This window comes from Pantoea dispersa (assembly GCF_019890955.1).
GTDB classification, from domain to species: domain Bacteria; phylum Pseudomonadota; class Gammaproteobacteria; order Enterobacterales; family Enterobacteriaceae; genus Pantoea; species Pantoea dispersa.
Window position 1 is genome coordinate 3,026,251 of record NZ_CP082346.1, and the last position, 13,128, is coordinate 3,039,378.

A 13,128-nucleotide genomic window follows, 5' to 3' on the forward strand; every position below is an offset into this window, starting at 1 on the left:
TGTGCGCCCGATCGCACCCACGGTAAGGAATCCTGATGTTGTGGTTTAAAAATATGATGGTTTATCGTCTGAATCGGGACATCCCGCTGTCCGCAGACGATCTGGAAAAACAGCTCGACGCCTTCACCTTCACGCCGTGCGGCAGCCAGGACATGGCCAAAACCGGCTGGGTCTCGCCGATGGGCAACCGCAGCGAAGCGCTGACGCATGTGATTAACGGTCAGATAGTGATCTGTGCCCGCACCGAGCAGAAAATTCTGCCGTCGCCGGTGGTGAAGCAGGCGCTGGAAGCCAAAATTGAGAAGCTGGAAGCGGAACAGAGCCGCAAGCTGAAAAAGACCGAAAAGGATTCGCTGAAAGATGAAGTGCTGCACAGCCTGCTGCCGCGCGCCTTCAGCCGTTTCAGTCAGACCTTTATGTGGATCGACACCGTCAACAATCTGATCATCGTCGACTGCGCCAGCGCGAAGAAAGCGGAAGATACGCTGGCGTTACTGCGTAAGAGCCTCGGCTCGCTGCCGGTGGTGCCGCTGACGCTGGAAAATCCGATCGAGCTGACGCTGACCGAATGGGTGCGCTCCGGTGAATTGCCGGCGGGTTTCACCCTGATGGACGAGGCTGAGCTGAAGGCGATACTGGAAGATGGCGGCGTGATCCGCTGTAAAAAGCAGGATCTGGTTTCCGACGAGATCGCCACCCACATCGAAGCCGGTAAAGTGGTCACCAAACTGGCGCTCGACTGGCAGGAGCGTATTCAGCTGGTGATCGCCGATGACGCCTCGGTGAAGCGTCTGAAGTTCAGCGACACGCTGCGCGAGCAGAATGACGATATCGATCGCGATGATTTCGCCCAGCGTTTTGATGCCGATTTCATTCTGATGACCAGTGAGCTGGCGGCATTGATCAGCAATCTGGTGGAAGCGTTAGGCGGCGAAGCGCAGCGTTAAGCGGGCATCGCCGGCTGGAAGGATAGTACGGATGTGTTTAACGGTCGCCATGAATGGCGCCCCTGCAAATATGCTGATTCATACCTGTAGGGTCAGCATTTATGCTGACCGCAGCCCACACCCCATTCTGGCGCATAAAAAAAACCGGTAACGCCGCACAGGCTTTACCGGTTGATAATGGATGCTGCTTTAACGCTTAAAGATAGCGGCACAGGTAAGACGTTGGCTCCGCCACCTGCAGGTGGAATTCGCTGTGGCCCGGCACGTTAAATACCGATCCGGCTTCGTACCATTTCCACTCGGCTTCGCCCGGCAGCAGCACTTTCAGCGCGCCGCTCACTACCGTCATCTCTTCTGGCTGGCCGGTACCAAAGGTGTATTCGCCTTCCGCCATCACGCCAACGCTGGCCCGGCCAATGGTCACGCTGTCGAAACCAATGGATTTCACTTTTCCGTCGAAATACTCACTTACGTTGAGCATGTTACTTCCTCACAGCACATTAGGGTTACCGGCAGATTACAAGGGAACTCGCTGATCTGTCACGCGAATTAGCGCCGCCCGTCGCAAGTTGTGATCGGCCTCGATCAGACGATCAGTTCAGCCGCCAGTTTCGCCACCAGCACATTCGACAGCAGCACCGGAATGCCCAGCATGTTCTGCAGGAAATCGCGGTGTTTCTGGTGATAACCGATACAGTCGAGCACCACCACATCAGCGCCCTGCTCCTGCAAAGTCAGTCCGGCTTCCATCAGTTCGCTCTGCTGCGCCAGGTATGGGCTGGCGACGGCAAAACAGGGCGAGCTTTGCAGGTTACGCCATTTGCTGGCCTGCTCAGCGATCTGCTCCTCAACCGGCACCACGATACCGATTTTGTGCGCCTGTACGATGGCGCTGACCAGCGGCGGAATGATGCGATCCGGCTCCAGCAGCAGCGCCGACGTGGTTTTTAGCGTGCCGAACTCACCGGTACACAGCAGCAGAATGGTGTCGTAACCCTGCTGCTCCAGCGCGGTAATTTTACGCTGCAGTCCCTGTTCGACGGTGGCCGCCGCCAGCCGTACCTGTTCGCCGCTGCTCATGCGCGAAACCAGCACTTTATCGCCCGGCGCGGGAGCGTATAACTGCTCCACTTCGGCCAGCGTCAGGCCATCCAGCAGACCGGCATGCGCGACGGCGTCGGCGGGCAAATGCTCCTGCAGCAGCGGCAAAATATCGCTACGCGGTGACTGGCCAATGGTTAAGGTTACTAGCGACGGTTTCATCATCAGGCTTTCCGGCTGCGCAGGTGGCTGAGGCTACCATACAAAGATAGCAGCAGCGCGTACTCCTGCGGGTCATAAAACTGGCAGGTCTCACGGCCAAACTCTTTAGCCACTTCCACCGCAAAGCGCACGGTCGCCGCGATGTCCACTTCATGGCTGGCGCCGGTGCCGCAGCCAGGCACCACGGATTGCGCACAAATTGCGACGCCCACCACTGGCACATCGGTGGCGGTGGACGGTTGCAGGATGCTGTTGAGGTGATACACGCCGTTGCCGTAAGGGGTGATGTCCTGTGTAGTGATCGGGAACGTCACCGCAGGCTGACCGCTGGTCATCTCCATGATGCGCAGCAAATCTTCCGACACGCGCAGGATGTAGCCCTCTTTCACCGTGGGAGACAGCGCATAGCCCTTATGGTTGAGGATGCGGTTTCCTTTAGTGGTATCGATAGAGAGAATCGCGTCGACGCCCGCAACCACTTCGTTGTCATTCATGGTGATGTCGTCACAGGGCGAATCCATGAAGTCCACCGGCTCGTGCGGCCGGGTCGGCGCATCCGGACAAATATGGGTGGTTACGATCACGTCGCCAGCCAGCACGTCGCCTTTGGTTTGCATCTGTGCCAGCTTCAGCGCGCTGCTCACCGCAGCAACCGCACCGTCGGCGTCGGACACCATGCCGATGCGCGTCGGGCGCGCACCGATGCCGCCGAGACGGCCAATGATCCCCAGCGTCGGCGCGCTGCCGCCCCGGCTTTTGCCCTGGGCGCCCGGAATGTCGATGCGCACAAAATCGGTGCGCCCTTTTGGCCCGCTGACGCGCTTAAAGCTGGCTTGCACGCCAGGATAGGCGGCGAACAGATCGACCACCTGCTGGCCATCCACGCAGGCGCTGTCGAGTAACTCAAAAACCTGTAGTGTCTGCTGTAAACTCATCGCTAAATCCCTGGATTATTTCTTACTGCTACTGGCAAAAAGTGAGTGGAAGAAGCTGTACAGCGCGTCGCCCGCAATGAATCCAGCGGCCATCACCTCCATCGGTGAACGTCCACGCTCGCCCCACACGCGCAGGATCAGGACACGTAACGCAATCCCGACCAGCACCGCCCAGCCTGCGGCGGCGTTGTTGATTAACAGACCGGTGGCTAACAGCACGCCGAGCTGGCGCTTAGGCCCGCCGATCAGCTGAATAATCGCCCCCGGAATCGCCCACATCAGCAGGCTGCCGGCAATGCCCGGTTCAGCGCCGGCCTGAATGGTTTTGGCGTAAACGCGCGCCACCGGCGGCAGCAGGTTGTCGACAAAGAACAGGTTATGCGCATACCACACCACCGGAATTGCGATGACGAAAGCGATCATCGCGGCGATCAGCTGGATGCGGCGGCCCCACAGCTCCTGCTGCACATCGGCCCCGTTACCGCGCAGAATAAAGCCGGCCTTCAGGTCATAGCCCATATCAGCAAAGGCCGGACCGGTGGCCGCGGTGAAGCCGCACAGCAGGCACAGCGCCAGCGGCGGGAAGCCGAGCAGGATGCCGAGGATCAGGGTGATCAGCGCCACCGCGAAGGCCGGAAACCAGCCCGAGTGCATGGCGGCGATGCCGACAATCAGCTCATGCACAAAGGCGGCAAAGGCCGCGTAAATAATAAACAGCAGCAGCATCGGCAGGCCCATCTCGCTCCACAGCCCGCCACCCAGCGCCAGCAGTGCCGAGATTACGATATAGCCGACAGTCCCCAGGCCGAGCGCGCGTTTGACTTCGCTGTCGCTGCGGCTGACGTTGAGGTTGTCGTGACGGCGACTGCGAATCACCTGCACCACCTGAATCAGCGCCACCAGACCGGCTCCGACCATGACGCCGTGCGGAATGTACAGCGCATTAATATCAATACCGGCAACCGGTTGCGCATAGGCACGCAGCAGGAAGCCGATGCCGAGCATGGTCAGCGCCCAGATATTGCCAATGAATGCCGTACCAAAGGCGGACATCGGGATTTTCAGCATCGAGCCCGCGACGCCGCCCACGATTCCAGCCACCAGCAGCCACGCCTGGCGACCGCCCTTATCACCGGCTTTGATCGCTTCTGCCGCTGCCACGCCCGGTGGCCATGCATTGCTGGCCGGGAACACGCGCGTGTCGAACAGACGATACAGCAGCCACGCATCCAGCAGCATTGCCGCGCTGACGCCGACAAACAGCGGCAGCACCAGCTGCGGCTCACCCAGCGCCCACGGCACGGCAATCGGCATCAGCAGGCTGTTGGCAGCGCCGAAGGTGGCGGAAGAGATGGCGGTCTGTGCAAGGTTTTGCACTTCAACCGAACGGTAGCGGCGAAACCACTGCAGTGGAATGCGCGCCAGCAGCATGGCAAATAGCGCGCCGATAATAGAAGTATTGGGCGTTACCCCAATAGTTGTGATCAGCTGTACCCCAATGATGGCCCCTGCAACTGACAGCAGAACCAGCATCAGGCCCACGCCAATATTTTTTATTGGATTATCCAGACGCATATTATCCCCGTATTTTCACCCTGTAGAAAACGCGCAATGACATTGTGCCCGACACGCGGAACCTCAACGTTTTATTCATCGTTCCCTGATTATTGAAATAAGCAGGTCCGAAGACCTGCTATTTCCCCGGTGTGGCGCGAAGTATTACGCCTTGAAATCAAATTAGGGTTGTCCTGTTTTATTCAGGACGCTGCGCCGTATTTTTCGGCCATCAGTGCAGCCGTTGCGCGCAATTCGCTGAGCAGCGCTTCCGGATAACCCGGGGCCGCTTCCTGCGAAAGAAATGAGAGACAAAGTGCGGCACTTTCACCGCGGTGTTTATTGGTTACCGCTACGGCAAGCGAACTAATGCCAGGCAGCGTTTCATTGCGGGCCAGTGCCCAGCCCTGCTGACGAATCAATGCCAGCTCTTTGCACAGTGCATCGATGTTCAGCGGTGAATTGATCGACGCGGTTTGCCAATTATCGCTGAAGCGCGCGCGCACCTCGTCATCGCTCAGCTGCGCTAACAGCACGCGGCCGGTCGACGTGCCGGTAACCGATACCCGTGTACCAGGCGGCGTCACCAGCTGGGTAAAGAAGCGACCGTGGTACATGCGCATCACCAGCACATCGTCCCCGTCCAGCACCGAGATATAGCCCATGCAGCCGCTGCTGGCCGCCAGGCGCGCCATTGGCGCCGATGCGCTGTCAATCAGCGGTGTCGAAAGATAATGCCCGGCAACGGACAACAGCACGCGGCCAATCTGAAAACAGCGGCTGTCGGGATCGCGCTCCAGTAAACCTTCGCTTTCCATGGTCGCCAGCAGGCGCGACACGGTACTTTTCGGCAGCCCCAGCGCCTCCACCACCTCGGTAAAGGTCAGGCCGGGATGGCCCTGCGCCACGCCAAAGCGCTGAAACAGCTTAAGCACGGCGGCGGCATTTTCGAGTGTGGTCATGGCGCTGGTTTCACTATATGGAACTGAGTTCCTGTATCGATAACCTGAAAGTAAAACGCGACGGTTTATCGGTCAAGCGCAAATTTTGCACCGGACAAAACGCAGGCTATTTAAGGCAGCAGAAAATAAGGGCTAAAGGCAAAATAAAAAGACGTTATCAGGCAGGAGAGCGATTAAACAGAAAAGACGGCAGCTTTTATCGCCGTAATTAGCGCATCAGGGAAAATAAAAAATCTATTTAGCGACCGGACGTAATTAAGCTAAAGCGGGCATCCCTGCCCGCCGGGATTATTCTTTTTCCACATCTTCATAGCGGTCTTTGGCATCCTGCGCTTCCGCTTCCGATTTATGTTCGCTAATTAAGGTATCCGGACGTGGATGGTCGGCCCGTAATTCATACCAGGTGACGGTATTGCCCGCCTGCCCTTTTTCAACGGCAACAATGCGCGCTTCTCGCGGATAGGGTGGTCTGGTTGGCATCGTTTTCCCTCTTATGTCAGGTTTCCACACAGACAGCGATGATCCTCTGCCTGCTATTCAGTATAGACAATCGAGGATCGCTGTAAAAAAGAGGGAGAATTCTTAGGCAGTTAGCTGGCGCGGGCGAGAGACAGCGATTGCAGAATATGTTCCACCACCTGCTCCGGTGCCTGCATCGCGTTGACTTCATGGTGCGCGGCCTGACGATAGAGCTGCGCGCGTTCACGCAGGATATCTTCCATCTCTTCCGCGATGGGCCGGCCGGTCAGGGTCGGACGCTGTGCCGCTTCTGGCTGACGCTCCAGCCGATCGGCCAGCACGCCAGAGGGCGCGTTGAGCCAGATGACCTGGCCATGCTCGCGCATGAAGTGGCGATTGACATCAGCCAGCACCATGCCGCCGCCGGTGGCGATTACGCTGGCAGGCGCGGTAACCGCCCGCAGCGATTCACTTTCACGCGCGCGAAAGCTGTCCCAGCCTTCCGTCGCCACAATCTCTGCCACGCTGCGCTGTGTGGTGAGCTGCAGGTGGTGGTCGGTGTCACGAAAGGCATAGCCCAGCGCTTGCGACAGCGCCTGGCCAATGGTGGTTTTACCGCAACCGCGTGCGCCGATCAGATAGATGGGTAATGACATCCGGGCTCATCCTCCGCCGTAGTCTGCCGCGCGGGCAACGTCATCAGGTCAATAATGCGTCGCATGATACCTGGATTTTATTTTATCAGCCAGCCGCGAAGCACGAATTACGCGTATTTCAGCGATAGCTAATGCCATTATTTTGATTTTTAACGGGAAAACGATGCGCATTTCGTGCATCAGGCGATTTGTAAGCGCGGGGCAACATTTGCTTACCAGGCCGCTGATTTACTTTCTGTCACGCAGCCCGCATATACGCTTTATAGTTCAGGCAACGGACGTCCTGTTGGTCGCCTGAAGAACAACACGCTATGCCTAACCGGAGGTTCACCATGCAGAGCCAGGAACAACAACTTATTGAAAGCCTGTTCAGCCGTCTGAAACAGGCAGAAAGCCAGAGCGGCCCGCGTGATGCCGGTGCCGAACAGTTAATCAATCAGCATTTACAGAGCCAGCCCGGTGCGCCCTACTACATGGCGCAGGCGATCCTGATTCAGGAAGCGGCGATGAAAAAGCTCAACGCGCAGGTATCGGAGCTGGAGAGCCGTCTGGCGCAGGCGCAGCAGCAGGCCCCGCAGCAAAGCAGCGGCGGTTTCCTGTCGAGCCTGTTTGGCGGCGGCTCACGCCCGGCGCAGCCGCAACAGCCGGCATGGAACAGCGCACCGCAACAGCCACAATATGCCGCACCGCCTCAGCAGCAGTATGCTGCACCGGCGCGCGGTACCGGCTTCCTGGGTGGCGCACTGCAAACGGCTGTCGGCGTGGCCGGCGGTGTGGTGATGGCGGACATGCTCACCAGCCTGTTCCACCATTCGCAGCCGGAAGAGATCGTCAATATCATCAACGAACCGGCGCTGCCGCAGGTGGATGATAATCTGGACACCTTCAACGGCAATGACAGCAACAATGCCTTCCTGAATGACAATTCAGGCTGGGACAACAACAGCTTTGCCGATAACAATGATTTCAACGATTTCGGCAGCGGCGGTGATTTTGACGACGACGACAGTTTCGTCTGATTAACGCTGACGTAACCATTTATCCAGTTCGTTAGCAAACTGCTGGCGGTCACGTGGGCTTAATGCCGACGGGCCGCCGCTCTGAATGCCGCTGGCGCGCATCGTTTCCATAAAATCGCGCATGGTCAGACGCTGGCGAATGGTATCGCTGCTGTAACGCTCCCCGCGCGGATTCAGCGCTGCCGCCCCTTTCTCCAGCACTTCTGCTGCCAGCGGAATATCGCCGGTAATCACCAGCTCGCCCGGCTGCACGCGTTTCACAATCTCGTTATCGGCCACATCAAAGCCGGCAGCTACCTGCAGCGTTTTCAGAAACGGCGACGGCGGTACGCGCAGCGGCTGGTTAGCAACGAAGGTCACGGTGACTTTGGTGCGCTCAGCGGCGCGATACAGCACCTCTTTGATGACATTGGGACACGCATCGGCATCCACCCAAATCGACATGTTTAATCCTTATTAACGGGCAATGCCTGCGATCTTGCCGCGCTGGCCGCGAATGGCAAATGTTATTTGTGCGCGACTTGTTATTCACCGCCGCTGACGTAAGCTAACCCACTGAGAAAACCGAACCACGTTAAGGATAAAGCGATGCTGGAGAAGAAAATCGGGTTTGTCGGCTGCGGCAATATGGCGAAAGCCATCATCAGCGGCCTGGTGAACAGCGGGCAGATCGCCCCGGCCAATATCTGGGTGCACGATCGAAAACCCGACACCAACCAGGCGATGGCGCAGCAGTATGGCGTGACGGCGGCGGAAAGCGTCGAGAGTCTGGCCCGTGAAGTGGACATTCTGTTTGGCGCGGTGAAACCCAACGTGATTCTCAAAGTGCTCAAGGATCTGACCGGCCAGCTGAAGAAAGATGCGCTGGTGGTGTCGATTGCTGCAGGTGTGACGCTGGATTCGCTGGCGGCGGTGCTCGGCCACGACCGTAAAATCATCCGCGTGATGCCGAATACGCCGTCGCTGGTCAATGAAGGCATGACCTCTATTACGCCGAACGTGCTGGTGGAACCGCAGGAAGTGGACGAGGTGGTGACCATTTTTGAGAGCTTCGGCAAAGCGGCGGTGGTGAACGAGTATCTGATTCATGCCGTGGTGGGTGTCAGCGGCTCGGCACCGGCTTACGTGTTTATGTTTATCGAAGCGATGGCTGATGCCGCCGTGCTGGGCGGCATGCCGCGGGCGCAGGCTTATCAGTTTGCGGCGCAGGCGGTAAAAGGTTCCGCCCAGATGGTGCTTGAGACCGGCAAACATCCTGGCGAACTGAAAGATATGGTGTGCTCACCGGGCGGCACCACCATTGAAGCGGTGAAGGTGCTGGAAGAGAAAGGCTTCCGCGCTGCGGTGATGGGCGCGATGCAGCAGTGCATGGCGAAGTCCGAGGCGCTGAGTAAGCAGTGATGGTGCGGGTTTCCCCTCACCCTAACCCTCTCCCGCAGGCGGGAGAGGGAACTGTTGGGTGCTGGCTTTGACCTTAACCCTGATACGCTTCAAACAGCGCCAGGCCTTGTTCCAGCGTCATTGGCTGCTGCATCTCGTGCACCAGCGCGGCGGTGAGCGTATACATGCCGGCTGAACACACTGCCGCAATCATGCCCTGCTGGCAGTAAAAAGCGATGAAGCGTTTGTCCTGCAGCGATCCCAGCAGGCGATAATCATCCCACTCCTCTGCATGCCCCAGATACTCATAGCGAGTGCCGTAATGCGCAGTCCAGAAGAACGGTACGCGATCGTACATGATGCGTTTGCCCAGCATATTCAGCGCGGCAATGCGCCCCTGCTGATGCGCCACGCGATAGTGCTCAATACGCTGCACGCCACGCGGCGTGAGATAGCTGGCAATATCCCCCGCGACCCAGATGTTTTCACTGACCCGCAGCTGACTGTCGGCCAGCAGGCTGCCATCCTTCTGTAAGGGCAGGTCGTGAATAAAATGGGTGGCCGGCACAATGCCGGTGGCAAACAGCACCTGGCTGGCTGGCACGGTTTTGCCACCTTTGAGCCGCACGCCACTCACTGCGCCTTCGCCGCTCAGCGCTTCCGGTTCACCCTCGACAAACTTCACGCCGTTGCTGCGGTGCAGCTCATAAAAATGACGGCCAATCTCTTCGCCGAACTGGCTGGCAAACGGCAGCGGATGACGCGCCACCACCGTGACATCAATGTCACGGTTTCGCAGCGCACCGGCCACTTCCATACCGATAAAACTGTTGCCGATAATCACCAGCTGCTGCGCCTCATCCACCTGGGAAATCAGCGCATCGGCCTGGCGCAGTGAACGCAGCAGGTGCACGCCATCCAGATCCTTGCCCGGGATATCAAGCGGCTGCGGCACGCCGCCGGCCGCGATCAGCAACTGGTCAAACTTCACCTGCTGCCCGTCTTTCAGCACCAGCGTCTGCTCCTGCGCCTTCAGCTGCACCACCTCCCCCTGCAGCCACACCACCGGGCCCAGCACATCCTGTTTCAGCAGCTTGGGTACCTCGTCGATGGCCATCTTGCCGGAGGGGACAAATTTACTCAGCGTGGTGCGATCGTAAGGGGCGTCGCTTTCACGCTCAATACGCACAATCCGGCCGCTAAAGCCTTCATCGCGCAGCGTCCAGATCGCGGCACTGCCCGCCGCCCCTGAGCCGAGAATCACGCATACTGGCGCTTCACCCTGGGCCACCGGCGCGCTGGCCGGCGACATCGCCTGCGGATTGATCAGCACCTGCCCCTGTTCAATGCGCACCGGATAACGTTTGAGATTGGCCAGCGCCAGCGGCTCGCACATTTTGCCATCGCGCAGCTCAAACACCGCCTTATGCCACGGACACACCAGTTTGTCGCCGCACACTGCGCCCTGCTCCAGCGGTGCGCCCGCGTGCGGACATTTTGCCTGCAGCGCCTGCACGCGGTCGCCGTCGCGAATCAGCACCATATCCGTTTCGCCGACGGTCACTTTAGTGGGTTTACGCTGCGCCAGCGCCTTGAGTTCCACGACAGATTGATAGCTCACGGTTCGCCTCCTTCGGGGTTATTCGTCTGATACAACAATTCCTTACAAAGAGTAAGTGTGGCAAAGCGTGAGGATTTAGCAGGAGAAACAAAGCGAAACGGCGGTTAACTGACTGTTAAACCGCCGTTTTAAGCGACACGAAAGGATCAGAAGAACACGCTGGGCACGATGATCAGCGCGAAAATCGCCACAATCAGTCCATGTTTGACCCAGTAATACAACCGGCGATTACGTTTCTTCAGGTTCTGACCGGCATCGCGCAGCGCATAAACGTATTTGAAGATGCGGTTGAGGAAGCCGGTACGATCGTTTTCGTCGTTGGGCGACGCCGCTGCTGACATTAACGTCGAGCCCACCCAGTGATTGACCGCCTGCGCCCAGCGCCATTTCATTGGCCGCTCGATATCGCAAAACAGGATGATACGCGTCTGCTCGCTTTCATTCTGCGCCCAGTGCACGTAAGTTTCGTCGAAGATCACCGCCTGACCGTCGCGCCAGCTGTGGCGCTGACGATCCACTTCAATAAAGCAGCGATCGTCGTTCGGCGTTTGCAGCCCGAGGTGATAGCGCACCGAACCGGCATAAGGATCGCGGTGTTTGCCCAGATGGCTGCCCGGCGGCAGTTCAGCAAACATGGCCGCTTTAACGCCGGGAATGTTGCTCACCAGTTCGGTGGTTACCGGACAGAGTTCGCGCGCTGACGGATGTGCATCGCTATACCATTTTAAATAGAAACGCTTCCAGCCACGCCTGAAGAAGGTATTAAATCCGGCATCGTTATGCGTCTGCGCCGCTTTAATGTGATCCTGCAGGCGAATGGCTTCATCGCGAATCACCTGCCAGTTATCGGTCAGCTGACGCAGTTCAGGAAAATCCTCAACCGGAAAATAGGGCTGTTTAGCCGGCAGTCGCGACAGCCCGGTCATAAACATATTGATCGGCGCCATAAAAGTGGAGTGATCAAATAACTGACGGGAAAACTTTTGCTTTTCCACGCCGCGTGAGTGGGCGTAAAGCACACTAATAATAAATACACCAATAATGATCGCAGCGACCATACAACAGGTTCCTTATGTTGCACGTAAAGCCGCTCTGGCCACGGTTAAGCGTCAGAGAGACTGGATGGGGAGAAATGGAATTTTATGTAAGGATTTTGTAAAGTTTTGGCAACGCGTGCCGTTTATGACAGAAAAAATACCTCGCGCGTTAACCCTGCGAGTGCGGACACAAAAAAGCGGCCCGCAGGCCGCCAGAGGTTTAAGCACTCTTCTTCAGACAGCTGCTCATAAAGGTTTTACGCGCATCGCCGCTGAGTTTTTTCTCTCCTGCTTCGCTATTACAGCTTTTCATTTTCATCTGCTGCGGCGTCATATTGCCCATTTTGCTGTCTTTCTTCAGGCATTCGCTCATAAAGCTTTTACGCGCATCGCCTTTCAGATTTTGCGCGCCTGCATGCTGATTACACAGCGTCATTTTTTCCTGCTGCGCGGTTTTCTCCGCCGCGCCTGCACCGCCAGCCAGCAGCAGGCCTGCTGCCATTATTGCCACAAGACACGATTTCATTGCCGGTTTCTCCGTGTGATTATTGCCTGTTAAGCATGGCACGGAATAAGCAAAGCGGAAAAAAATCTATGCGCGTACGGCGGGATTATTCACGCGGGTGGTTGAGCAACTTTTCGACGTAATTGCGCAGCATCAGCGCGTCCGGATTTTCCTGCACGGAAGCGGCGGGCGGCATCGCGCGATCAATACCCGCCGCGATGTCGCTAACCTGGGCGGCATCCAGTCTGCGCAGCATGGCGGTGAGCACGATTTCCAGCGCCTCAACCTGGACCACTAATTCTTTAGACTCTTCTTCTTTTTCTGCCAGCTTGAGCAGGAGTTCCGCAATCAGGTTTTTCATGCGATGGACTCAGTCAGAATGGGAAAACAAAAATTAGCATTGGCAGGATTAAAACAACAAGAATTTTTGCCGGCCAGAGGAAAAATAATGGTTAGCCGAAGCGTAAAAAAAGTGGCTGAAATTCAATATATAACGGCGAAACGTTTCACTGACAAAATACGCCGCAGATAAAACGTTTCGCATCGCTGCATTAATTATGCACTGGCGCTAAATTAACGCGGACCCTGATACCCATGGCCGGGACCGCCACCGCCAGGACCACCCCAACCTCCGCCGCCGCCCGGCGGCGGAAAAAGACAACCGCTTAACGCGGACACCAGCGCTACAACAGCAGCGAGCTTAACGATACGGATCATATTGACCTCAGGTTGCTGAAATTGCGCTGAGTGTATGAAGCGGCGGTTAACACGACAATACAGAATGCTCCGC

At 57.4% G+C, this 13,128-nt stretch carries 17 protein-coding genes; 5 read left to right on the plus strand and 12 right to left on the minus strand.

The features are described from left to right. The first annotated feature begins 35 nt into the window (after positions 1 to 35). Positions 36 to 947: a recombination-associated protein RdgC gene (rdgC, locus tag K7H94_RS14235; protein ID WP_021507129.1), complete on the plus strand. Its 912-nt coding sequence runs from the start codon at positions 36 to 38 to the stop codon at positions 945 to 947. Positions 948 to 1,143: 196 nt separating this feature from the next. Here the strand turns inward: rdgC and ppnP are convergent, their stop codons facing one another. From ppnP to K7H94_RS14260, 5 genes are all read right to left on the minus strand, one after another. Further along, complete coding sequence (gene ppnP / locus K7H94_RS14240; RefSeq protein WP_010616577.1) at positions 1,144 to 1,428, minus strand: pyrimidine/purine nucleoside phosphorylase; 285 nt, start codon at positions 1,426 to 1,428, stop codon at positions 1,144 to 1,146. A 104-nt stretch (positions 1,429 to 1,532) separates the two neighbouring features. Beyond that, positions 1,533 to 2,210: an AroM family protein gene (locus K7H94_RS14245; RefSeq protein ID WP_058758052.1), complete on the minus strand. Its 678-nt coding sequence runs from the start codon at positions 2,208 to 2,210 to the stop codon at positions 1,533 to 1,535. A gap of 2 nt (positions 2,211 to 2,212) precedes the next feature. After that, positions 2,213 to 3,145 carry a DUF1177 domain-containing protein gene (locus K7H94_RS14250; RefSeq protein ID WP_058775205.1) on the minus strand — a complete coding sequence of 311 codons (933 nt, stop codon included), beginning with the start codon at positions 3,143 to 3,145 and terminating at the stop codon, positions 2,213 to 2,215. A gap of 15 nt (positions 3,146 to 3,160) precedes the next feature. Then, positions 3,161 to 4,720: an OPT/YSL family transporter gene (locus K7H94_RS14255; protein ID WP_104092635.1), complete on the minus strand. Its 1,560-nt coding sequence runs from the start codon at positions 4,718 to 4,720 to the stop codon at positions 3,161 to 3,163. A gap of 182 nt (positions 4,721 to 4,902) precedes the next feature. Next, on the minus strand, positions 4,903 to 5,661 hold the full coding sequence (locus K7H94_RS14260) for an IclR family transcriptional regulator (protein WP_058757986.1): 759 nt from the start codon (positions 5,659 to 5,661) through the stop codon (positions 4,903 to 4,905). A 17-nt stretch (positions 5,662 to 5,678) separates the two neighbouring features. Here K7H94_RS14260 and K7H94_RS14265 point away from each other — a divergent pair, with 17 nt between their 5' ends. Further along, on the plus strand, positions 5,679 to 5,873 hold the full coding sequence (locus tag K7H94_RS14265; protein WP_222951220.1) for a hypothetical protein: 195 nt from the start codon (positions 5,679 to 5,681) through the stop codon (positions 5,871 to 5,873). A 76-nt stretch (positions 5,874 to 5,949) separates the two neighbouring features. Here the strand turns inward: K7H94_RS14265 and K7H94_RS14270 are convergent, their stop codons facing one another. Next, a complete protein-coding gene (locus K7H94_RS14270; protein WP_021507229.1) occupies positions 5,950 to 6,141 on the minus strand; it encodes a YaiA family protein in 192 nt (63 codons plus the stop codon). Between the two features lie 110 nt (positions 6,142 to 6,251). Beyond that, entirely contained in the window at positions 6,252 to 6,776 is a 525-nt protein-coding gene (gene aroL / locus K7H94_RS14275; RefSeq protein ID WP_021507230.1) for a shikimate kinase AroL, read from the minus strand. A gap of 332 nt (positions 6,777 to 7,108) precedes the next feature. On the opposite strand from aroL, the gene K7H94_RS14280 reads away from it, so the two are divergent. Then, entirely contained in the window at positions 7,109 to 7,795 is a 687-nt protein-coding gene (locus K7H94_RS14280) for a DUF2076 domain-containing protein (RefSeq protein WP_058775202.1), read from the plus strand. Here K7H94_RS14280 and K7H94_RS14285 read toward each other — a convergent pair whose 3' ends face one another. Continuing rightward, entirely contained in the window at positions 7,796 to 8,239 is a 444-nt protein-coding gene (locus K7H94_RS14285; RefSeq protein WP_010616571.1) for a YaiI/YqxD family protein, read from the minus strand. A 144-nt stretch (positions 8,240 to 8,383) separates the two neighbouring features. On the opposite strand from K7H94_RS14285, the gene proC reads away from it, so the two are divergent. After that, complete coding sequence (gene proC / locus K7H94_RS14290; RefSeq protein WP_222951221.1) at positions 8,384 to 9,196, plus strand: pyrroline-5-carboxylate reductase; 813 nt, start codon at positions 8,384 to 8,386, stop codon at positions 9,194 to 9,196. Positions 9,197 to 9,269: 73 nt separating this feature from the next. Here the strand turns inward: proC and K7H94_RS14295 are convergent, their stop codons facing one another. From K7H94_RS14295 to iraP, 4 genes are all read right to left on the minus strand, one after another. Continuing rightward, positions 9,270 to 10,796 (minus strand): FAD-dependent oxidoreductase, encoded by a 1,527-nt coding sequence (locus K7H94_RS14295; protein WP_222951222.1) that lies wholly within the window; start codon positions 10,794 to 10,796, stop codon positions 9,270 to 9,272. A 146-nt stretch (positions 10,797 to 10,942) separates the two neighbouring features. Further along, a complete protein-coding gene (gene lpxO / locus K7H94_RS14300) occupies positions 10,943 to 11,854 on the minus strand; it encodes a lipid A hydroxylase LpxO (RefSeq protein WP_222951223.1) in 912 nt (303 codons plus the stop codon). 199 nt (positions 11,855 to 12,053) lie between these two features. Further along, the gene (locus K7H94_RS14305; protein ID WP_058757988.1) at positions 12,054 to 12,359 is read right to left on the minus strand and encodes a PsiF family protein; all 306 of its coding nucleotides are present in this window, start codon (positions 12,357 to 12,359) and stop codon (positions 12,054 to 12,056) included. A gap of 85 nt (positions 12,360 to 12,444) precedes the next feature. Next, a complete protein-coding gene (gene iraP / locus K7H94_RS14310) occupies positions 12,445 to 12,699 on the minus strand; it encodes an anti-adapter protein IraP (RefSeq protein WP_021507236.1) in 255 nt (84 codons plus the stop codon). Between the two features lie 18 nt (positions 12,700 to 12,717). Between iraP and K7H94_RS14315 the strand changes: the two genes are divergently transcribed. Next, a complete protein-coding gene (locus K7H94_RS14315) occupies positions 12,718 to 12,870 on the plus strand; it encodes a hypothetical protein (protein ID WP_155519908.1) in 153 nt (50 codons plus the stop codon). Positions 12,871 to 13,128: the final 258 nt, after the last annotated feature.